General features: G+C 46.9%; 21 protein-coding genes. 2 read left to right on the plus strand and 19 right to left on the minus strand.

Annotation, left to right across the window (positions count from 1 at the left end):
- Positions 1 to 24 precede the first annotated feature (24 nt).
- The 7 genes from AC0YN4_RS17325 to AC0YN4_RS17355 all read right to left on the minus strand — a co-directional run bounded on the left by AC0YN4_RS17325 (position 25) and on the right by AC0YN4_RS17355 (position 6,336).
- Positions 25 to 1,722 (minus strand): extracellular solute-binding protein, encoded by a 1,698-nt coding sequence (locus tag AC0YN4_RS17325; RefSeq protein ID WP_475836284.1) that lies wholly within the window; start codon positions 1,720 to 1,722, stop codon positions 25 to 27.
- 69 nt (positions 1,723 to 1,791) lie between these two features.
- Positions 1,792 to 2,706: a carbohydrate ABC transporter permease gene (locus tag AC0YN4_RS17330; RefSeq protein WP_475782333.1), complete on the minus strand. Its 915-nt coding sequence runs from the start codon at positions 2,704 to 2,706 to the stop codon at positions 1,792 to 1,794.
- Between the two features lie 39 nt (positions 2,707 to 2,745).
- Entirely contained in the window at positions 2,746 to 3,705 is a 960-nt protein-coding gene (locus AC0YN4_RS17335) for an ABC transporter permease (RefSeq protein WP_475782334.1), read from the minus strand.
- Positions 3,706 to 4,122: 417 nt separating this feature from the next.
- The gene (locus tag AC0YN4_RS17340) at positions 4,123 to 4,776 is read right to left on the minus strand and encodes an FMN-dependent NADH-azoreductase (protein ID WP_475836285.1); all 654 of its coding nucleotides are present in this window, start codon (positions 4,774 to 4,776) and stop codon (positions 4,123 to 4,125) included.
- Positions 4,777 to 4,820: 44 nt separating this feature from the next.
- Entirely contained in the window at positions 4,821 to 5,279 is a 459-nt protein-coding gene (locus AC0YN4_RS17345) for a cupin domain-containing protein (RefSeq protein WP_475782336.1), read from the minus strand.
- A 57-nt stretch (positions 5,280 to 5,336) separates the two neighbouring features.
- On the minus strand, positions 5,337 to 5,825 hold the full coding sequence (locus AC0YN4_RS17350) for a cupin domain-containing protein (protein WP_475836286.1): 489 nt from the start codon (positions 5,823 to 5,825) through the stop codon (positions 5,337 to 5,339).
- A 16-nt stretch (positions 5,826 to 5,841) separates the two neighbouring features.
- A complete protein-coding gene (locus AC0YN4_RS17355) occupies positions 5,842 to 6,336 on the minus strand; it encodes a cupin domain-containing protein (RefSeq protein ID WP_475782338.1) in 495 nt (164 codons plus the stop codon).
- Positions 6,337 to 6,559: 223 nt separating this feature from the next.
- On the opposite strand from AC0YN4_RS17355, the gene AC0YN4_RS17360 reads away from it, so the two are divergent.
- Positions 6,560 to 7,066: an RrF2 family transcriptional regulator gene (locus tag AC0YN4_RS17360; RefSeq protein WP_475782339.1), complete on the plus strand. Its 507-nt coding sequence runs from the start codon at positions 6,560 to 6,562 to the stop codon at positions 7,064 to 7,066.
- A gap of 96 nt (positions 7,067 to 7,162) precedes the next feature.
- Here the strand turns inward: AC0YN4_RS17360 and AC0YN4_RS17365 are convergent, their stop codons facing one another.
- From AC0YN4_RS17365 to AC0YN4_RS17420, 12 genes are all read right to left on the minus strand, one after another.
- Positions 7,163 to 9,253, minus strand: a complete 2,091-nt coding sequence (locus AC0YN4_RS17365) for a glycoside hydrolase family 43 protein (RefSeq protein ID WP_475836287.1) — start codon at positions 9,251 to 9,253, stop codon at positions 7,163 to 7,165.
- A gap of 103 nt (positions 9,254 to 9,356) precedes the next feature.
- Entirely contained in the window at positions 9,357 to 10,208 is an 852-nt protein-coding gene (locus AC0YN4_RS17370) for a GNAT family N-acetyltransferase (protein WP_475836288.1), read from the minus strand.
- 205 nt (positions 10,209 to 10,413) lie between these two features.
- Positions 10,414 to 11,535, minus strand: a complete 1,122-nt coding sequence (locus AC0YN4_RS17375) for an acyltransferase family protein (protein WP_475836289.1) — start codon at positions 11,533 to 11,535, stop codon at positions 10,414 to 10,416.
- 12 nt (positions 11,536 to 11,547) lie between these two features.
- On the minus strand, positions 11,548 to 12,312 hold the full coding sequence (locus AC0YN4_RS17380; RefSeq protein WP_475782343.1) for a DeoR/GlpR family DNA-binding transcription regulator: 765 nt from the start codon (positions 12,310 to 12,312) through the stop codon (positions 11,548 to 11,550).
- A 33-nt stretch (positions 12,313 to 12,345) separates the two neighbouring features.
- Positions 12,346 to 12,810 carry a hypothetical protein gene (locus AC0YN4_RS17385; protein ID WP_475782344.1) on the minus strand — a complete coding sequence of 155 codons (465 nt, stop codon included), beginning with the start codon at positions 12,808 to 12,810 and terminating at the stop codon, positions 12,346 to 12,348.
- Positions 12,785 to 13,192, minus strand: a complete 408-nt coding sequence (locus AC0YN4_RS17390; protein WP_475782345.1) for a hypothetical protein — start codon at positions 13,190 to 13,192, stop codon at positions 12,785 to 12,787. The genes AC0YN4_RS17385 and AC0YN4_RS17390 overlap by 26 nt, the downstream gene beginning before the upstream one ends.
- Entirely contained in the window at positions 13,189 to 14,208 is a 1,020-nt protein-coding gene (locus AC0YN4_RS17395; protein ID WP_475836290.1) for an ABC transporter ATP-binding protein, read from the minus strand. The genes AC0YN4_RS17390 and AC0YN4_RS17395 overlap by 4 nt, the downstream gene beginning before the upstream one ends.
- A gap of 15 nt (positions 14,209 to 14,223) precedes the next feature.
- The gene (locus tag AC0YN4_RS17400) at positions 14,224 to 15,243 is read right to left on the minus strand and encodes an ABC transporter ATP-binding protein (protein WP_475782347.1); all 1,020 of its coding nucleotides are present in this window, start codon (positions 15,241 to 15,243) and stop codon (positions 14,224 to 14,226) included.
- 11 nt (positions 15,244 to 15,254) lie between these two features.
- A complete protein-coding gene (locus tag AC0YN4_RS17405) occupies positions 15,255 to 16,412 on the minus strand; it encodes an ABC transporter permease (RefSeq protein WP_475836291.1) in 1,158 nt (385 codons plus the stop codon).
- Positions 16,409 to 17,407, minus strand: coding sequence for an ABC transporter permease (locus tag AC0YN4_RS17410; protein WP_475782349.1), 999 nt, complete (start codon positions 17,405 to 17,407; stop codon positions 16,409 to 16,411). The genes AC0YN4_RS17405 and AC0YN4_RS17410 overlap by 4 nt, the downstream gene beginning before the upstream one ends.
- Before the next feature lie 103 nt (positions 17,408 to 17,510).
- Positions 17,511 to 19,514: an ABC transporter substrate-binding protein gene (locus tag AC0YN4_RS17415; RefSeq protein WP_475782350.1), complete on the minus strand. Its 2,004-nt coding sequence runs from the start codon at positions 19,512 to 19,514 to the stop codon at positions 17,511 to 17,513.
- A gap of 211 nt (positions 19,515 to 19,725) precedes the next feature.
- The gene (locus tag AC0YN4_RS17420) at positions 19,726 to 20,595 is read right to left on the minus strand and encodes an AraC family transcriptional regulator (protein ID WP_475782351.1); all 870 of its coding nucleotides are present in this window, start codon (positions 20,593 to 20,595) and stop codon (positions 19,726 to 19,728) included.
- Between the two features lie 440 nt (positions 20,596 to 21,035).
- On the opposite strand from AC0YN4_RS17420, the gene AC0YN4_RS17425 reads away from it, so the two are divergent.
- The gene (locus tag AC0YN4_RS17425) at positions 21,036 to 22,277 is read left to right on the plus strand and encodes a hypothetical protein (protein WP_475836292.1); all 1,242 of its coding nucleotides are present in this window, start codon (positions 21,036 to 21,038) and stop codon (positions 22,275 to 22,277) included.
- The last annotated feature ends 40 nt before the right edge of the window (positions 22,278 to 22,317 follow it).

Below are 22,317 nucleotides of genomic sequence, written 5' to 3' on the forward strand. Positions count from 1 at the left end.
TACTAATCCCCAATCAACCTCGTATTACCAGCCGATATCGTCACGCGATGCAGCTTTGTCACCGACATACGCAGCCATTTCCTCTACGCCGGCAGATTTAAACTTGTCTTGAATGCCGTGCAGCATCTTCAGCGCTTCGTCATCGGATTTCGCGTAGCAGGCTTTGCGGAATTCTTCGTCAAAGTTCAAGCTTGCCGTTTTATCCCTGAACTCTTGGTATTTAGGCCAATCTCTTACCAGATAAGTCGCGCTGACCTTGTCGATAATTTGGATCGGCAGTCTCTTCGAGTAGCTTGCCTCGAGCTTCTCCCATTGCGTCTTCTGGTCATCCGGAATCGGCCAAGTGACTTCAGAGGAGAACGCGCCCATGAAGCTGCCGGAGAGATAGTTAAGACCTTCGTCGCGCTTCACATCCGGATTGTCGTCGAACTGCTTCTTCACGTCCGCAACCCATTGCGGCTTGCCATCTGCCAGCGTATAGTCTTTGCCTTCGATGCCCCAGTAAGCGAGCAGTCGGCCTTCGTCGCTGTTCAAGTAATCGATCAGACGCAGCGCTGCATCCGGATCCTTGATCTTCGCGCTCAAGAAGATAACAGGGAATCCGGAACGGCCCGGCTTCTCTACTTGCGTCACGATGTTTCCGCTCTTGTTCTTCATTGGTCCAAGCAGCTCGTACTGCATTTCCGGATTCGTTTTATAGAGCGTTTTTTGCAAATCGCCGATCATGCTTTGAGCGCCGAATACAGCCAGCTTGCCCGTAGCGAGCTTTTCTTTTGCTGTCGTATCCGTGTTGCTGAATGCCTCAGGGTCAAAGAGACCGCCTGTGATCAGCTTTCTCATATACAGCAGGCGAGCTTCTTGGTCCTTGGATTGTGTCCAGTGGATCAGCTTGCCGTCTTCCTGACGGAAGTCCGAAATGTTGTAATCGGACCAGCCGGATAGGAATTGGCTATAGTCCCAGCCATTATGCATCGTTCCGGAAGGAATAACCGGCTTGCCGCTAATATCTTTGAAGCCGCCGTTCTTGATTTGAGTCAACAGATCCGCGAGCTTGTCTTCCGTGTCGATATCTGCACCATTTACACCCAGCGCCTTCAGGATATCTCCACGGGCATAGAGACCGTAGTTCCAGTTATGAATGCTCTCCGGCGTGCCGTCCGGCGTCTGCATAGGAATGACATATTGCTTGCCTTCCAGATCAGGACTATTCAGGTCGAATTCTGCAAAGTCTCTCGCTACGCCTTGCGTCATCAGTTTCTTCACGTTCGGATATTTATCGAGATAAGGTGTTAAATCGAGAAGCTGACCTTCCAGAGCCGCTTTCTTGATGACTTGTCCTTCCCCGCCTGTCGTCGACCAGTACGGCGCATTTACGATATCCGGAACCGTATCCGAAGCAAAGATCGTGTTCAGTTTCTCAACTTCGCTTGTTGTGATGGATTCCAGCTTTAACGTTACGCCTGTTTTTTCTCTAACTGCTTTGGCAACCGGATTGTTTTCCTGATCCTGCGGAAACCCTCCACCGCCGCCGTTCCATGCGCTTAAGAAGGATAGAGTTGCCTCCTTAGGTGCATTGGATCCGTTTTCCCCCGAGTTCTCCGAAGTTGTGGAATTCGTGTTGCCCGAATCATTGTTGTTTCCTCCACATGCCGTTACGGATAATGCAATCATCGGGATGGCAAGCATCAAGCTAAGAGAACTTTTTAGTCTGGTCTTACGCATTAGACAAGCCCCTTTCTGTTGCTAATTTTTTTTATATAAAAGGCAATGCCTTCTATACTCGATAATCGACTATTCCTTGAGCGAACCTACCAGTACGCCTTTAACAAAATACTTCTGAAGGAATGGATACACGCAGATAATCGGTGCCGTAATAATGATAACGAAGGTCATCCTGAGTGCTTCAGGCGTTACGCCTCGCAGCGCCATCTGGTTTTCGTTCATGTTCTTAATGGACGATCCGCTGCTCGAACCCGTCATGGACTGGAACGACGCTTCACTGATCATTTTGTTCAGGAACGTAGCCGCAGGTTGAAGATCTTCCTTCTGGATGAAGAACTGCCCGGTAAACCAGTCGTTCCAGACGCCTACTCCGACGAACAGGGCTATGGTAGCCATTACCGGCATCGAAAGCGGGAGAATAATTCGCCAAAATACGCTTAACTCGCTTGCGCCGTCGATTCGCGCCGATTCCGATAGACCTAACGGGATCCCGTCGAAGAACGTCTTCATAATGATCGCATTGAAGAAGCTATACAGCGACGGTAGAACAAGCACCCAGTACGTGTTCAGAATATGCAGCTCACGGTACAGAATGAAGGTCGGAATAAGACCTCCGCTGAACAGGGTTGTGAAGAAGAAGAAGAAGACGATATACTTTCTGCCCGGCAAGCCTTTCCGCGAAAGCCCATAGGCCAGTAAGGCCGTCAGCAGTGTAGAACCCACGGTTACGATAACCGTTCGGGAAATGGAGATCCAAAAGGAATTGAGAATTTGAGGGTTGTTGAATGCTTTGCTATAGTTCTCAAACGTACCGACCCTCGGGAAGAAGTAGATTCCGCCCTTCATGGCGTCATAGCCGTCATTGAAGGATAGCGCCAAGAAATAGATAAAGGGATAGAGTGCCGTCAGGCTGAATATGAGCAGCAGCGTATAGTTCACTGTGGTATAGAATTTATCAGCTGCCGACAGTTTTGCCACACCCATACCTGCACCTCCTTAGGTTCATTGAATAATGTTGTCTGATTACCATAGCGATACATCGCTTACTTTTTTGGAAACCTTATTAACGGCCACAATGAGAAGCAGCGAAATCAGTGACTTGAACAACCCGATGGCCGTGGAGTAAGCAAATTGCCCCTGCTGAATACCTGTTTTCAACACATAAGTGTCTAATATTTCCGAGACGCTGAGTGTAGCAGGTGTCTGCATTAACCAGATTTGGTCAAAGCCGGCGTTCAGAACGCCGCTGAGAGAGAAGATCAGCAAGATCCCGATCGTAGGCGTCAGTGATGGCAGCGTAATTCTAAACAGCTTGCTCCACCGACCTGCCCCGTCCATTTCCGCAGCTTCGTACAAATGTGGATCTATATTGGTCAAAGCGGCCAAATAAATGATCGAGCCCCATCCTACGCCCTTCCAAATATCCGAAATGACGACCAGCGGATAAAATAAGGACGGCATCCCCATAAAGAAGATCGGCTCATACCCCATATGATCCCTGATGTCATTGACAAGTCCCACGTTAGGAGAAAGAATCTTTTGCATCAGCGTCACAACAACGACCCAGGATACAAAGTGCGGCAGATAGGAAATCGTTTGGAAAATTCTCTTTAGTTTGCTATGCATAACGCCATTGAGCATTAATGCAAGGATGAGCGGCGCCGGGAATCCAAGCAACAGCTTCAGGAAGCTAATGGATAACGTATTGTAGAGCACCGAATAGAAACTGGAATCGCCCAAGAATTGTTTGAAATACCGAAGGCCTTCCCAAGGACTGTGCAGAATTCCCAAGTTGTATTTGAAATCTTTGAACGCAATCAGAATGCCGTACATCGGATAATAGCAAAAAACGACATACCAGATAAAAGCGGGGAGCATAAATAAGTAGATAGATCTGAAACTCCATACTTTAGCCCATGCACTGTTCTTGTTTAACCGCGCCACTTCGGGCATGACTTCAACTCTTGCATCTTTTGCAATCATTACTCCTCCCACCTTCTACAGGATATGGTCAAACGACGCGCTTTCAAATCTCTGAAATCGTTTTCATTAACCTTATACAAACATAATATATTTAATATATTTAATCAAGCCTTATCAGGAGATATACTTTCCAACAGCATTCGACAAACCGTACTTCTTCAGAATGAAGCTCTCTTTTGTTCGATCAGGGCAAAATACCCAGATTTCCGAACTGTCAATACGATTTATCCAAAAATATAACATATTTAATATGTTTTAAATTCGACAATATATTAATTAACCATGAAGAACAATCAAGGCGATGATGTCTTTGCATAAACTTCAAAAAAAAAAACCACATTGGATTCATACCAATGTGGTTGCTTATTGTTATTTATATAGAAGATTGCGTGATGCACGATTGTGCCAGTGATGCTATCAGTGCCTCATTTCAGGAACTTTGGCTAAATAGGACGCGGCTCTCTCAGCCTCTTTATAAGCTTTCTCCAATATTTCATTCCGATCTAATACAGCTGTTCCTTGAACCCTGACGATCTGATAATCTTCAATGCCCAGGAAATGAAACATGGACTTGAGATATTTGTGAGAAAATTCAACTTCCGTATACCAGTCATTATTGGTGTACACGGCACCGCTGGCTTGGATAACAAGAAGGCTTCGACCGTCATTTAACAGCCCTACCGAACCATTCTCCGTATATTTGAATGTCTCGCGAGGAATCAGGATGTTATCCATATAATCTTTAAGCTTGGAGGAAATATTAAAGTTATGAAGCGGCATTGCGATGACGTATTTATTGGCGCTTTTAAATTGCTGCAGAACTTCAGCCATTCGCGACGTCACTTTCTGTTCTTCGGCAGTAATCTGCTCACCTTTCGCCAGCTTGTCCCATGCACTTAGTACCGTTTGGTCGACTGCCGGTACTTCTTCGCTGTACAGATTAATTTGTTCAATGGTCTCACTTGGATTCAATTCCTTATAGGTCGTCACAAAATGATGAAGAACATTCGAACTGTAAGAAGCTGCCGATTCTACTTTCGGGTGGGCATTAATGATAAGCATTTTATTCATAAGTCTCTCTCCTTTATGAAACGAATATCCTGCGTTCGGCAGTGTTAGCCAAGCGAGATACCGATTGACGCATTGTCCTCAGGGGTACCAAGCCAATAACCATAAGCCAGTGCTACTGTAACGAAATGCATTAACACTTCCGGCGCAGGAGGACCTGGTGGTACAGTATCAGCCGGTCGCCCAATTTCATTGAAGAATTCGCCCATTTTTGCCGTCGATGCGACTAACAAGGTTACGGTTTCGTTAGAAGAATTTCTCCAAGCGTGCTTTACGTTTCCCGGAATATCAACCGTCTCACCGGCGGTAACAGCTCTCCAACTGTCGTTTGTGAAAGCTTCGAGTTCACCTGAAAGAACAACGAAGGTTTCACGATCATCATGACTATGAACAGGAACAATAACACCCGGCGGAACTTCAGCCTTCATCAGGGAGTAATCCCTATTTTCCGACAAATCCGTTAAGAGTTGAATACGTGGTCCCATGACATCCAATACTGCTGACATACTAGTAGCCTCCAATAAGTGCTTTTATTTTATGAAAGTGACAGTTCGATTGTTAAGTTATTTATTTAGTGGCGGACCCACTATATCTACGTGATATGTTTTGCATACTTTTTCCATTTCATCTAACGGCATCCCGTTTATTTGCTGCCAGAAAGCTTCTTCTCCACCTGGAATAAACATGATCTGCAAATGTAGACGAGAGTCGCCAAAATTCGCGAAAGCATGAGGGGTACCTTTGGGAACGTTGACGATATCGCCTACTCCTGCATCGAACTCTTCTCCATCTACATGAAATCGAGCTTGTCCTTCCAAGATACGGAATATTTCGTCGGTTCTCTGGTGAATGTGAAGCATCGGTCCATACGGCGGTTCATCCTTCGGGTCCATCATGACTTCAATAAAGGAGTATGTTCCATTGGTATCTTCGCCTTTAATGCGGATTCTATACCTTTCTCCGGGGGTGTGGATCAAGTCGATCCACTCTGCTTCCTCATTTTGTCGGAAAATGGCATGTCGTTCTTTGTCAGGTTGTTCATGATGTGTCACGATGTTATGCCCTCATTTATTGTTCAAGTGGCGGCCCTGTGAAGATGACCTGATATTTGGTTCTGGACAGTTCAATAATTTCTTCGATTGTCTTGCCGACACAATCCTGGAATGCAAGCTCATCGCCCGCGGGAGTAAACGTAATCTGAAGATGCAGTGGAGTGTTAAGGTCAAAATTAGCGAAAGTATGCGCCGTCCCTTTGGGAACGACAACGATATCGCCCGCTTCCGCATCGATCTCCTTGCCGTCTAAATAGAATCGAGCTTTTCCTTCAATGACACGGAAAATCTCGTCGGTTCTTTCATGAACATGAATGGGCGGGCCAAATGATGAACCATATGAAGAATCCTTAACTAGATCCAAGATGGAGTATGCGCCATTCGTATCTTCGCCTGTTACGCGAATACAGATTCGTTCTCCCGGTACGTGTTCCACTTGTTGCCACTCGATCTCTTCATTCCGGTGGGAAATAGCTTTGCGTTCCTTTGCTTCCTCGTGATGATTGTTCATGCAGTCTAACCTCCGATAATTCTGTTCTCTTTCTTGCTCTATAATTGTCGACAACGTTTATCGTCTATAAACATTGTCTATAATATAGCGATTAACTTCGAGGTTGTCAATTGAAAGGGAGCGCATTTCAACTTGCAAATTACGCCAACCCTCAATTGACAAGGGGTATTAATCCCCCTAAGATGTTAGTATTACGTTTCACGTCCAGAAAGCAGGTGTTTGCATGCAGTACAGTATAGGTGTTGAATATGCGCTGCATTGCTTGGTATATTTAATCGATATTCCGTCTGATGCGACTATAGGGATTAAAGAGCTCTCAGCGTTTCAAGGCATTTCAGAGACCTATTTGTCTAAAATTTTCGGAAAATTAACGAAAGCCGGCATCGTCAAATCCGTTCCCGGGGTAAAAGGCGGCTATAGACTAGCCAAGCCTCCTGCGGAAATCTCGTTTTGGGATGTCGTAGAAGCCGTTGAAGGCCAAACGCCTATTTTTCAATGCAAAAATATTAAGGATAACAGTTATCTGTGCCGGGTCGACGAGGAGTTTGCGGCATGCACCAGGGCCACTCCCTGCGTCATTAACTTAACGATGCGCGATGCCGAGGAATCCATGCGTAATCAACTTCGCACAAAATCGTTGACATGGCTGAACGAAGAGCTCGATCGCGTATTAAATCCTAAGGCTCGCCAAGATACGCGTGACTATTTCGCTCAGGGCAATAGTGGTTGATCTCTCTCTTCTCGAGGTTACGACTCAACCAGACACAAAAAATCACAGCCGCATGCGGCTGTGATTTTTGTTGTTTATGATAATGCTGCACAAGTATTATGGGAGCTCGGTAATCTCGATTCCTGAGAGCTGTGCATGGACTGAGAATCCGAAGCCCAGCATCTTTCCGCCGCATCTCGCCCCTTGATAGATCAGATATTCGTCCAACAGAATAACGCAATTGTTCCGGGTCTGACGCAGTTGAAGCGTATGCACGTCTCTAAAGTCAAAGTACGCAGGCAGCTCTGCCTGCATTACAACCTGACCGTTCGTGCCCTCCACCTTCACTTCATGTTTCTCGCGGTCCAGCGTCAATGTACACTCCCGGTTCGACAAACGGTCTGGCGTCTCTGACAGACACAGCTGGAACATGCCTGCCGAACCCGAAGCGCCTTGCTCGAATTGGAGGTCAACACGGAACTGAAACTGCTTGCCGAGCAGCTCTTCTTTCATCCATAACAGCGATGGTTTATTGAAGGCTGTACAATACAAAACGTCTTCTTTGACTTGCCACGTCGCGGCATGATCATCTTCTTCGTCAACCTGAAGCATGCCGATGAAAGCTTCCGCGGTCTTCGCATTCAATTGCGCATGCGGCGTGACGGCAACTCCGGCGAACTTTGCTCGGGTGTAATGAGTAACCAGCCCTATACGTCCGGACGATACAGGGAATCGTCCTTCCAGTGTGGAGACATCATCCACAAGCACCTCAATTAGCTGCCCAACCTTGCTGATCGTCAGCTTATGGAACACCGAGTAGCACAATGCCTGATCCAGCTTGACCCGCACAGGTTCACTCTTCAAACCGTTCATTACAGAGAAAACAATCAGTTGCTTCTTTCCCACATCAAGCAGCACTTGTGTATGATTGCGCATATCGGAATAACCGATATACGCCCCATACAATCCGCCCATATGGTTTGGCTCCCACTTGACGTTCAGCTCATATACGAAGTGAGTGAACGACTCCGTTGACAGCGCCGACCCAATACCTACGAGACTATTCTGCAATGCTTCGTATCCGCCTGCCGACCAGGCTCCCGAATCGATGCTCCATCGCGGGGACAAGCTCTCCACTTCTGCAACTTCGAACAGATCGCGGAATACAGGCATCGCCGGCGCATCCTGCATAGTATGCGAAGGACCAGGCACCCACATCCTATCGCCCTTCCAAAGAAGCGGATCAATCCGCATCTGGCGCTGCTCCTTGTGGGGGATGAGCTGTTGATGGTTGTCCCGTCCGTGGTAGACGATCCAGTCATCCACATTATTCGGGGCTTTGACCACGGAATGGTGACCGACGCCTTCAACATCATCATTGCGACGCATCAGAGGTTCGTACACGTGCTCACTCGGAACCTTCTTCCACTCTCTCTCGGCAATACCGCTGCCTCTGTCAACGGTCATGGAATAACCGATGAAATAATAGGGTTTGGTAAAAGCATTCCCGCTGTACATGACGTACCCTAATCCCCGCCGATTCAGATAGCATGCACCTTCGATCGTATGCCAATTGCGGCCATCGCCAAACCGATTCTCTTCATAGATTTCCTCATCAAGCGTCGGTTTGACGACAAGCTGAGGTTTGCCCTCAGGCGTAATAGGATCAAGCAAGCGATCAACGAGAATAACAGTCCCCGGACGGTCTTTGTCGATGCCCATCGTATTGTTGTCCGAGTAGAATAGGAACAAGCGTCCTTGCTCATCCTTTACGACATGCGCATCGATGGTAAAGGTGTCGTATAACGTCTTCACATAGGAATAAGGCCCTTCCGGACGATCAGATGTCGCAACGAGCAAATATTCGTAATGAGGATCGGTTTCGCCGAGGGCAACGGAGGATACATACATATAGAAGATTCCGTTGAGGTAAATGACAGCAGGCGCCCAGTAGCTCTCGCGATCAGGCATGGAGAATGCATACCCCATCGGCTCCCAGTCGACGAGATTGGAGGAACGCATAACCGGTACACCAGCTCCTCCGGTAGCAAAACAATAGTACAATCCGTTGTGCTTCAATACATATGGATCGGGATGAACCGAGGAATAAGCTCCGGTCGATTCGGCACCTTTATACAGCGGATTCTCGTAAACTCCGGCATGCTTGGACAACGGAAGTCCCGTTGTCAATTTCCCTAATTGCTTCACCGATAGCTCCGTCCTTTCGCTTGGAAAGATTTGATTATCCAAGTGTATACCATAGGATCGACTTTGAGTAGAATGAGATACTTTACTATTGTGCCGAGTTCACTTAATCAGCGCTAGTTGAGTAATTAAATCTCTTCAAATAATCATCGATTATCCTTTGATCTTGATGCCACCATAACATAGGAAAAACATGATTTTGAACAAATCCTAACTTCTTCGCTAGCTGTATGGATCGTTCATTCCCTGCATCACAGTTATAATTCGGTACTAGATTATGGTTCAAACAATGTTCGATAAACGATACTCCGGTAAGAGTTGCTAGCCCCTGCTTCTGGAAATCATCTACGGTTACGATATCGATATCCGCATATCCGCCACCAACAAACATTGAATTACACACACTAGCAAACCGATCATCTTTCATCATGCAATAACCAAATCCGTGATCCATAAAATCTTTTGAAGAACCCCATAGAGATTGATAGGAGGAGTCCATTTCGTTCTGATATTTGTCGAATAACTGCGCGTCCATTCTCCTCATTACGAATTGCTCGGGCCGTATATCGAGTGCGCTTCTTAGTTTTTGAAATTTAAAAGGGTCGAATGAAAAAGAAGCGCGATGCAAAAGAACCGATTTCCCTGCCAATCTGTCGCTGATTGGTTTCAGTAATTCGGGTGTTGAAGTATACAGATCGTAATAACTTGAATGGTTCTGAGGATTCAGTAAATAATCTATTACTTCGTTTATAAACGGATCATTATCGTCTGATCCCGCTACAAAATAAACGCCATATGAATGAACAATAAAACAGCAGGTAGGATTTATCTCGTTATCCACGAACACCTTCCCAGAATGAGTATGATTAATGACGGAATATGCAGATACAGGTTTATAGGTTAGGTTTCTCAGTAATGGCAATACGCGAGCATGGTCTGCTTGTAATAGTTGAATCATTACATTTAACTCCTTCTGGTTGAATTGTGCAGTATGATTGAAATTATAACCGTGGGTACATATTGAAAATATATAAGGAACAATTAGGATTGTTTATTACACAAGAAGCCACATTGGAAATTATTCCAACGTGGCTTCTTGTGTTCACTTCAACAGCTCAACGAATTCGGTAAAGCAAAAAAGGTTTGTTCCTTTCCTGTTAAACTCAAACGTCGTTTGAGAGCGGGAAACTGACGTCAGTCCGCTTTGTTTTCTTCGTCATATGGTCCCTTAATTTCAAGAACGGAACCTCATAATAGCGATGCATTACGAACGTAAACCCGATTAACAAAATGAGAGCAAAGATTAGCAAATACAAGCTGTGACCGACGCTCGCCGTCGTATTCTCCCTACTGAACCAGATGAACAGGTTCCAATGAAACAAGTAATACCCGTAGCTTTGGGAGCTGATGAAACCGACCCACGCACGCAATTTCGGAAGCCGTTCCAGCTTAGGGATATTCACTTCCACTACCGCAATGAGCAAGGCGATAAATAAGGAAACCAGACTAAAGAGAATCGTCCGGGCAAACCAGGAATGATCCATCGTTTGTGCCTGAATGCCGTTGTAGACATAGAAGCCGCTAAAGCCGACCAATCCGGCCACCGCGACGAGCAAGGAGACCTTACCCGCTAAGTACTTTCGATAAAGGGAGGCATGATAGCATTTGATACCGGCTAGAATAACGCCGAACACAAGACTGTCCAGGCGCAGCGGGATTTGCTTGCGAATGCCGTAATCCCAAACCGGCTGACTTGCGTGCACTTCCATCATTCGAAGGATGGGAAAGACAAGGATCAGCGCAGCGGAGATGCCGAAGAACGCGGCTGATTTGTTGCGAAATTTCCCGGCCAGCAGCAGCGGAAACGGAATCAGCAGATAGAACCATTCCTCAATCGATAAACTCCATGATATCGGTAGAAAGGCTAAATGCTGTTCATTGAAATTCTGCAGAAAAACAAGGTTCGTGAGATTCATATGGTCATTAAACAACAGGTACGTTGAGGCTACCGCAAAGAAGTAGAGCGGCAGCGTTCGAAACCAACGACGAACATAAAAGGTTTTGAGCCCGGATAAAGATCCGTTCTCCACAACATCTTGAAGCAGAATCCGTCCGATCAGAAAACCGCTAAGCACAAAAAACAATTCAACACCTAAGTAGCCGGTCACATAATTGAGCGGGTTAAAATCATGGTACGGCATGAAAAAGAACCCCAGCCCATGGCAGAACAAAACGAGTAAAATCGCGGTGCTGCGGATGATATCCAGTCCGGCATTGCGTTCCATGATCCGCACTCCTCATTCCTTAAGCTGTATAACCTCAATCGATCGGCGCCGAAGCTGCTGCACATCTTCGGCGGATGTTTCCGCATCCGTAATGAGACGATCAATCCGATCCCAGCTCGTTATCGTCATAAATGCTTGCGTATTAAACTTGCTGTAGTCCGCCAATAAATAAACCTGCTCCGCCATACCGATCATTTTCCGTTTCACGCGGGCTTGCAGCTCATTGGATTCCGAAATGCCGCGTTCCATATGCGCCCCTTTGCAGGAGATGAACGCTTTATCGACGTAATACTCTTCCAACGATTGCTCGGCCAATGGCCCGACAAATGAAAGCGAATTCGGCACAAGTGTCCCGCCGGTACTGATCACAACCACATTCTTCTTCTCGCTTAACACGAAGGCTACCTTCAACGAATTCGTCAATACCGTAAGCGGAATGTCGGGCAATTGTGTAGCGAGGTGCCATGCCGTGGTGCTGGCATCCAGCACGATCCGGTCATTGGGCTCGACAAACTTTGCAGCTTCCGCCGCGATATGCTGTTTCTCCGCAACATGTACCGTTTCTCTAAGCAAGTACGATGTTTCGTGCGTCTGCGGGCCGATGCGCATTGCGCCGCCATAGCTGCGCTGCAGTCTCCCTGCCCCTTCCAGGCGATCCAAGTCGCGGCGAATCGTTTCCTCTGTTACGTTACACCATTGGCTGAGCTCGGCAACACGAACGCTTCCTTTCTCGTTCACGATCCGAAGGATGTGTTGATGCCTTTCCGCGACAATCATAACTGTCCCCCCTTACCAGGCTGCATCAACCGTTTATCGGTCTGAGGCTTTCGTACCTCTTTTGCCTAGCCAAATAGAGCCTATTGTAAGAACCAATGCGCCGAGCCCCTCGGAGGCAAGGAGTAACCATTCTTCCTTAGGCGGATTGTCAATTCCCAGCACTAAGTAGGGAAGTCCGCAGCCGAACAGCAGCCAAACCTGTACGGCAAGAAACCTCGTAAAAGACTTCCAAACGCGCCCGGCCAAAGCCTGTTTTTTAAAATGAAATTGACTGTAATAGACATAAGCCAGCCAGCCAATGCCAAGCGAAATGAACATGATGTAATCGATGGCCTGCCATGAAAAGGGATTGACATTATAGTAACCCAGCAAAGAAATGACAAGCCCCCGCAGCGCCAGCCAATTTATTATGCCGATGAACGAGGTGACAGCCGTCAGTGCAACGGATAGATAACCGGCAGCGGTTACTTTCTTATGCTCTTGCAGTAAAGGATCCATGCTGTGCTTCATCACTCCACTCTCTAATGACGTTCTGAAGCTCTAGCAGCATTTGCTTTCGCGTCTCTTCGTTGTCTACAAGATTGGTCTTCTTGACATAAACGGTTAACCGGCGAAGCCTCTTCAAGTAGCTGCGAGCAGCTGCTTTCTGTATGCTGCGAACCCCTTCCTCATTTCCCGTTTCTTGGAGCTGGATCATTTTCACCGTAAATTTACGCGACCAATTCTCCGGAATCATGCCTGAGGATGAAATCACTTCCAAATCATGATGCTTCTCCCCGAAGATCTTTGCCATCATAAACCGCATATACCATATCGAAGCAAGCATGATAAGGGATAAACAAACTAAGAAAACGAGCAAAATCAAAACGATGGCGGTCATAGCGATGCAGCCCCCTGCAGCTGCAGCTCTCCGGCAAAGTGGCATGCCGAATAATGTCCTTCGCCGACCTGTTTCCATTCAGGAGCCTGAGATTTGCAGATGTCCTTCGCATAGGGACAGCGCGGATGGAAGTAACATCCGGATGGCGGTTTGGCCGGATTGGCGACCTCACCCGACAGAATGATCCGATTTGATTTTTTACGTGGATCAGGCACGGGCTTGGCAGATAACAGCGCTTCTGTGTACGGATGCTGCGGTTTCCGGAATAAGGTCTCGGTCGAAGCCGTCTCTACCATTTTGCCGACATACATCACGCCGACCCGGTTAGAAATGTGTTGGATGACACCTAGGTCATGCGATATGAACAGGTAGCTTAAATTCAGTTTATCCTGCAAGTCCTGCAGAAGATTGATAATTTGTGCTTGTACAGAAACGTCAAGTGCTGACACGGCTTCATCGCACACGATAAACTTCGGATTCGTTGCTAATGCTCTGGCAATTCCGATCCGCTGACGCTGTCCGCCGCTGAAAGCATGCGGGTACCGCTCCAGATGCCGGCTGTCTAAGCCCACCATTTCCATGAGCTCCCTGACACGGTCCTTGAGCTTCTCGCCGCGAGCCATTCCGTTACAAATAAGCGGTTCCGCGATAATATTGAGCACTGTCATCCGTGGGTTGAGGGAGGAATAGGGGTCTTGAAAGATGAGCTGCATGTCTCTGCGGATTGCCCTCAGCTCTTGATTGTTCAGTTTCATGACATCTTTGACTTGTCCTTGTCTGTCACGAAATAACGTGGAACCCGAGGTTGGCTCGATTGCCCTCAAGACGCATCGTCCGAGCGTCGTCTTGCCGCAGCCGGATTCCCCTACGAGGCCAAGCGTTTCACCAGGCCGAATTTGAATATGGATATCATCGACTGCCTTGACGAAGCCGACCGTTTTCTTAAGGAATCCTTCTTTAACGGGAAAATATTTCTTCATCGAACGGACATCTAATACAAACTCCTCTTGCGTCATGGCTCAACCTCCGCTTCAGTTATTGACCTCATCCACAAGCAAGCAGCGTACCGAATGTCCCTCTGCCACTTCAACCAGAGGCACATCTTCCACATTGCACACGCCATCCTTTGCCATCTTGCATCGTGTATAGAAGCCGCAGCCCTTCGGTAAGTTCATCGGAAACGGCACTGTACCTTCAATCGACTCAAGCCGTTTGTTTGTTCGTATTAATGAAGGAATGGAATTAAGCAGCGCTTTGGTATAAGGGTGCTGCGGATTATGAAACAACGTATCCACGTCGGTATATTCGACAACCTTTCCCAGATACATAACCGCTACATCGTCCGACATCTCCGCAATAACACCGAGATCATGGGTAATAAAAATGACGGAAGTATCATGGCTTGATTTCAGGTCATTAATCAATTGGAGCACCTGCGCCTGTACCGTAACGTCCAGCGCTGTCGTCGGCTCGTCGGCAATCAGGATTGCCGGATTACAGGAAAGGGCCATCGCAATCATAGCCCGTTGGCGCATGCCGCCGGACAACTGGTGTGGATATTCGCTCATCCGCTGCTCAGGATTGGACATGCCTACCTTTTTCAATATCTCAACACCAAGCCGATAGGCTTCATCCTTATTGTCAGTTGCATGCAGCAGTATGGCCTCCATGATTTGGTTGCCTACGGTATGAATCGGCGAGAATGCCTTCATCGGTTCTTGAAAGATCATGGCGATTTCACCGCCGCGAATATTTCGGATTTCCGTGCCGCGGGGATCGAGCTTGGCAAGATCGACAACATCGTAGGTGCCATCCGGCTTCTTGCGTGACAACCGAATTTCGCCTTGCACTTCTCCCGGCTTAGGAACGATGCGCAGCAGCGCCTGTGAGGTAACGCTTTTTCCACAGCCGCTTTCGCCAACAATGCCTAATGTCTTCCCGCGTTTAATTCGCAGATCGACCCCGTCTACTGCTTTCAGAAGTCCTTCATCCAATCGAAACTGCACCTTGACGTCCTTCATTTCCAATATGACATTCTCTTGCTGTGACATAGGTCCACCCCCTATTTATAAGGATCTGCAGCATCCCGAAGCCCGTCTCCGAGAAAGTTAAACATGAGCACGGTTAACATGATGAAGGCGGCAGGCCATAGCAGCCAAGCATGATGTGCCAAGGTTTCCAGGTTCTGAGCATCCTGCAGCAGTACGCCCCAAGATACAGCGGGAGCTTGCAGCCCAATGCCAAGAAAGCTCAATGAGGTTTCCCCTAGAATCTGGGCGGGAATCGCAAGCGTGACGTTTACGATAATGTAACTGGCAAAGGACGGGAGCAAGTGCTTCCGAATGATTCGCAAATCACTGGCGCCTGCAAGCCGAGCCGCCATCGTGAAGTCCTCTTCTCGCAACGATAGAATTTTACCGCGCACGACACGAGCGAGACCTGTCCATCCGATAACGGAGAAGATGATGATGAGACCGAAATACATTTTGGTAGTCGACCAGTCTCGCGGCACTGCAGCAGAAAGTGCCATCCAGAGTGGAATCGTCGGAATACAAATGAGAAAATCGATGATTCGCTGGATGATCGTATCCGACACACCGCCCAAGTAGCCGGATATTCCGCCGAGCAGCAGTCCGATAATCAAAGTTAGGATAATACCGACAAGACCAAACGATAAGGAAATGCGTGCCCCATAAATAATACGTGAAAACAGATCATGGCCGAGTTGATCCGTTCCCATCAGAATGAGCGCACCATCCTTATTACCTAAGCCGAACAAATGAATGCTCGAAGAGATAAATCCCCACATTTCATAAGGTTCGCCTTTGACGAAGAAGTACACCGGGTACTTTTTCGTTGTATCTTCACTGAAGGTCCGCAAGAAGGTTTCCTGATCGACTTTTTCTTTCAAACCGTAGACAAACGGCCGTAACTGAAACCCCGTCTCCTTATCGACAAAATGAATCTTCTGCGGGGGGGCATTCTTATAAGCCGTATAACGTGTACCGGATAGATTAGGAGCTACAAACTCGCAAAATATGGCGATTAAAAACATCAGAATCAATAAAATCGCTGAAATCATCGCCAACTTATGCTTCTTGAACTTCCACCACATCAGCTGCCATTGCGAGGCAACTTCGACGTTCGGTGTATCGGCCGACTTGTTCCGCCGTGTTCTCGGTTGACGAAGTTGATTGATAACCGTCGAAAGCCCGCTCATTCCGAAACACCTCCAAAGCGGATACGCGGATCAATTGCCGCAAGCAAAATATCCGAGAGCAGTGTTCCTAATACCGTAATGAAGCTGGTTACCAGAATAAAGCTGCCACACAAGTACATATCCTGCGTCATGAGCGCCTTGAGCAGCATCGGCCCCGTTGTCTGAAGGTTGAGGACGATGGACACGATGACCTCTCCGGAAATAAGCGCCGGCAGCGTCCATCCGATTGTACTGATAAGCGGGTTGATGGCCATACGAACCGGATATTTGAAGAGCAATTTACCTTCCGATACGCCTTTGGCTCTGGCAGTAATGACGTACTGCTTCGATAATTCATCGAGCAGCATGCCCCGTGTGACTCGAATCAGCGATGCGGCAGATGCCATTCCGATTACGATTACAGGCAATATCATCCTCGGCAGCATATCCAGCACCTTCGCCATGCTCCATGGCGCATCGATATACGGCTGTGAGAACAGCCCTGTTATCGATACGCCGGTTTCAATGAATATGAAATAGACGAGTACGAGGGCAATCAGAAAGCCGGGAACCGCGACTCCGATAAATCCTATGAATGTAAACACATAATCTAGAATGGAATATTGATGCGTGGCCGAATAGATGCCGATCGGGATCGAAATGAGCCAAACAAACACGAGCGAAATCAATGAAATGGTAATCGTTAAACCGAGCCGAGGCCAGATAACATCAGCAACCGGCATGTTGAATTGGAAGGAACGACCCATATTTCCATGCAGCACGATATCTTTGATCCAGACGACATACTGCACGATGAGCGATTTATCCAGTCCGTATTCCTGCTTCAAATTAATGATGGCGCTCTCCGAAACATCATTGCCCGACAGCTTCAATTGCTGAATATAGTTGGTTAAGAAATCACCGGGAGGAAGCTGGATAATGACAAATACGATGATACTTATGGCGATCAACAGCGGAATAAGCTGTAATAATCGATAGCTAATAAAATTTATCATGCGGTTCCCTCCATTCAATGTAAGCCGCAGATCCATACACGAACCCGGGAGCCCAGCCTCCTCTCATGAGGTCTGGGCTCCTTTAGGTTCGGACGACTATGTCTTATTTGCCGAAGAAGAATTGCTCGCCTGAGAAGTCGGTTCCAATTGCAAAGCTGCTGTCACCAGGAATGTTCTTCAGCTTGTCATTCACAATAATTGGCTGCTTCACATCGCTGAGCGGTACGAAGTAGTACACATTGTTTTTCATTTGTTGCTTCACTTCTTCGATCTTGCGTTTGGCATTTTCCGGATCCGTAGCGAGTGCCTCATCAATCATCGTGTACAGCTTCTTCACATCTTCCGGCGGCTCTTTACCGTTCTTGCCTGAGCTTGAGTGCCACTGATCCCATAACGGAGCCCACATGCCTTGGCCCCAATCACCCATATACCAGAGCGGTGTGTGCGTCCAGATGACAGTCGCTTGAAGATCATTCGCAGTATTACGCTGCGACCAAAGCGTCTGATCGATCGTTTTCATCGTGACGTTAAGACCAAGCGCCTTCCACATTTCGACGATAAGCTGCGTATAAGGAACGATGTCCGGTGCTTGGGCTCCAACTTCGATTGGAATGGTAAATACTTTGCCGTCCGGACCTAAACGTTTACCGTTTGCGTCTTTCTTCATGCCCATGTCATCCAGCAATTTGTTAGCGTTATCCAAATCAAATGTCGGATCTTCGATGCTGCCCGGTTTGGCAAAACCATAGTAGATCGTATCAATCAGTTCTTGGCGGTCGATGGCCATGTTCAATGCTTGGCGGAAACGGACATCTTGGACAACTTTCCCCCAGTTTGGATCTTTTTCATAGGTCAAGTTAAGGAAAATATCGGTCGGAGTCACATGCATATTATTCAGCATGGCTTTATAACCGTTCTTCTCGTTTTCCTTGTACAACGGCATCTTGACGAGCGATGCCGATTCACGTGAGAAATCAACCTCGCCGGCAATCGTCTTCAAACTTACCATTTCGATATCGTTTACAAGGGTGCTTTCGATTTTGTCGATATATGGCAACTGATTGCCCGCCTTATCGACTTTGAAATAATAAGGATTGCGTTCGTAAGTCGTCATACTCTGCGTTGCTTTTGTAATGATCCACGGATAAAGGACTGGGAAACCGACCGCTTCGGAATGGTTCAATTTCCAGTTCGTAATATCTTTATAGTTGAACAGGTTGACCCACTCGCCTTGTTTAAATCCGGCTTCCTTAATCGCCGACTCCAACTGATCGAGTTTTATATATTTGGTATGGAATTGCTTCAGGAAGTGAGCAGGCTTGAGCAGCTCTGTGTATCCACGCCAGCCTTGAATCGCTAAGCGAATCAAGAGTCCGCCGTATGGACGATCGAAGGAAAGCTTAAAGTTATAATCGTCAATGATTTCCAACTTAAGCGGAGCGCCTTCAGCCACACCGCCGGAACGGAGATAGAGCGGGAAGATCGGGGTCAGCTCCTCGTTCATCAGTACATCCTCGACTGTGAACCGGATATCCTCCGTCGTTACAGGCTCGCCGTCAGACCATTTCAAGCCTCTGCGCATTTGGAACGAGATGGATTTCTGATCATCACTGAGCAAATAATCCTTCAGAACATTGCCTGTAAGTTCTTCTCCGAGAATACTCGGCGTGTTAAGCAGCGGTTCATTATCCATGACGAAAACGTCTGCATCCCAGTTCGGTACCGATGTAACCGTTCTCAAAGTTCCACCGAAAGATCCGATTTCATACTTCAATTGCCCCTCTGCCACTTCGTTGGTGATTTTGTAATCTGCAGGTAAGCGGTCTTTCACATCCGGAAGGTTCTTGCCGTCCAAATACGATGATTGATGGAACTCCGTAATCGCTCCATCCCCGGTTGCTTCCGATGAAGCATTCGTATTGGTTGATGTGTTGTCTGACTTGTTGTTCGCTACCGTCTCATCGGTGTTACTCGAGCTTTCTGTATTTGTCTTGTTCGCCGAGTTCGATGAATTCGAATTGTTCTTCGAATTGTCGAAGCACCCGGTTAAAGCCGTAGAGAAAATGAGAGCGGTTACAAGAGCAGTCGCCAATAGTCTTACCTTCATTTACAACCCTCCGATACTTCTGTTTATTTTTGAGTTTGTGGACTCACCACAATTATTAGGTGATAAACCCACATATTTCAATAAATGTTTTTGGTTTTTTCCGAATTTTCGGAAAGAAGTAAAGATTGTCTACTCCCTGACAACATTCGATAATTTACCCCCATAAATGACAAAAAAGCCCCATTCGGGACTTTTTTCATAGTGTCATCATTCAAGTTCTCAACGCTTGTTCTCGAAGCTGCTGAGGCGTTATGCCAAAATATTGTTTGAATAACCGGTAAAATTGAGCTTTATCCGGATAGCCGACCATTCTGCCGATAGCTCCCACGCATTCAGTCGATTCTAGCAGCATTCGCTTTGCTTCCCGAAGACGCACTTCCTGCAAATATTCGGAAAACGTGTAGCCGCAGCATAATTTAAATGTCTTACTGATGTAATGCGGCGAATAATAGCTTTCTTTGGCTAAATCCCTCAGCGTGATTGGTGAAGCGTAGTGTTGCTCGATATAAGACAGCAGCTTCGGCAAAATTTCATGGATATCTACAGTCAATTGCGTCTGCAGATTGTCCTGCATTCTGCGAAACGACGATGCGAGCAGCAGCATCGTATAGCCGCACAACATCGCACGATAGCCATCCTTCTTCGAGAGGTACTCTCCAAACATCGATTCGAGCAGCTCCTCCAGCTCCAGAATGGATTTGCCCTGAAAGCGAATATGCTGCAAGGATCCTTGCAGAGGCTGCTGAAACTCCTGAAACAGCCTATGGTTGATAAAGCTCCGGTCAGGCTCATATGTAGTCGACTGCTCATGTAAAAAATCAGCTTGAATTAATATGTTCATGTACTGCATATCTTGCTCGGCACGGAATGAATGGCTGTCACCGACATTCATCCATAATAAATCACCTCTTCGAACATTATAGCTTTGATTATTCACCTGATGATTTCCGGTCCCGTGCAAGATATAAACCAGCTCGACAAAGTTGTGAGTGTGCTCAGGCTCATGTATGTGATTGGCTACTTTATAAAGTGCTATTCCCTCATCTTGATGTATAAAGTCGACTGCCTTGTATATATGCATCACATCACCCTCCGTTTATACGATCAGGATATGGAAGCGCTTACTATAATGAGTATTTTCTACATGTACTATCGGGTTCCTTCTGAGCGGCTATATTTTTTTGCATGACTCCTATAACGGAGGCAAGGCGATATCGACAACAAACTTAGTTTCGACAACATTCGCCATCTCCGCCCGCAACTATTCACTGAGATTTCTCTGTTTTCTGAAGCAGGTACAACCAAATAATAACGGAATATACGCATAAATAAAGTAGAACCCGGCCCATTTCTGCGATGCTCTGTCTTCAGCATGTGAATCCCATTCTCCCAAATTTAGGTATATCGGAGTAATATGCGCAGAAAGAAATGGATCATTCATCTAAGATATACACCGCAACATTTTCCAACATCACTCGTCTATATAAAAAAATGGAAAGTGGTGTTCACGTCGTGCAACGAATGATTACGAAATTAATGATTTGCATCGGGCTGCTTGCTACTTTTGTTCTTCCGCTGCAGGTTGGCTATGCTCAGGCATCGTCGATATCTGAGCTGCCGATCGTTGAGAACGACGCGGCTGTGTTTCAATTGATTCCGCACAAAATAGCTGCAAAATTGAACAAACCAACGATCCTGTTGGATTCGAAATCCTTGAAGGCTTCCCCGCTGCTGATGAAGAATGGGAACCTCTACTTACCGATCAAGTGGCTGGAGCAAGCCCAAATTGGAAGGATCATGAAAAGTACCAAAACGAATAGTTATTGGGTCGAGTTTAAGCCGGATCATCCAACTACCTTTTCAACCCTTCATTTCAAGCCAGACAGCTCCAAGCTCTATATTGAATTGAACGGCAAACTTACAGCCCTCGATGATGTACAGAAGATTCTACCACCGTTTATGAAAAGCAATACGCTGTATGTTCCCATTTCAATGTTGCCGCGGATGGGGATCAACTATAACTGGAGCCAGGGAACGTTAAATTTGACGTGGAGCGAGAAGTCAGCGAAGGTTCTGCACGCTGCCTATACGACAGAGTCAGGCCGTATCACCTTCAGTTCATTGATTCAAAAAGAGTACGGGGACGTTTATTTAATGCAAAGCATGGGTCTGGGCGGAATGACCAGCGTTGAGATGGGCGGCATAAGCTCGTTAAAAGGGACAAAAAAGACCGTAGACAAGTCGATCAAAATTGGAAATCGTGAATATCGCCGGGTTGAGTTCTCCGTTGATCTCCGTCCAGGACCGAATCCACTGCAAATTCATTCCAATGATAATCCATCTGCCGACATCGTCGTCAATCGAATCGTTAAGGATCCATCCTTGATTCCTGTCCGATATAACCATGATCCGGATGCCCACAATATCGTGTTCAATAAGCCAACACAAGGCTACCTGCGGGTACACGCTGGAGAAGCCATAGAGATTAGCGGATCTGTCATTACGGAGGAATATACTCAGAGTGAGGTTCTTGGATTTCAAGTGACGAAGTTTCAGAATGGAGACTATCAAATAAGCGGCCAAAAAACTGTCGTTCCGATGAACGAGGATAGAGAGTTTAGCCACTCAATAAAGATCAATGAGCCAGGCACTTATTTGATTAATATCCTTAGTCCGGACGTGTTCGTAGGGGGAATGACATCGCCGTACGGCTCGGTTAAATGGGCGGAGATCGCTGTTGAAGTACTGCCGAAAGGCAAGTAACGGCAAGTTTTAAGGCCATCCTTGGCGGGATGGCCTTTTT

The sequence above is a fragment of the Paenibacillus sp. J22R3 genome (assembly GCF_056269305.1).